This is a genomic window from Streptococcus sp. HMSC067H01, assembly GCF_001814775.1.
Lineage (GTDB): Bacteria > Bacillota > Bacilli > Lactobacillales > Streptococcaceae > Streptococcus.
Genome location: NZ_KV817764.1, coordinates 1 through 209 on the forward strand (window position 1 = coordinate 1; position 209 = coordinate 209).

The following is a 209-nucleotide window of genomic DNA, read 5'->3' on the forward strand; positions in this document are numbered from 1 at the left end:
ACACGTTCAGTCCATGAAGTAGCTGTTGTTTGAAGTACTTTATTGAGTTCATCAATGTTTTCAAATCCAGTTGTACGAAGCCATTCGCGAGCTGCTGCTTCACCATCTTTGATGTAAGCTTCAACTGATCCAGCCCATGTTGCACGTCCACAAAGAACACCATTGAAGTTTGCGCCTGATTCGTGGGCAAAGACAAGAGTTTCTTGGAA

At 43.5% G+C, this 209-nt stretch carries 1 pseudogene; it reads right to left on the reverse strand.

What is annotated here, in order from left to right:
- Positions 1–209: pseudogene (locus HMPREF2987_RS00395) on the reverse strand (tagatose-bisphosphate aldolase); the annotation flags it as partial.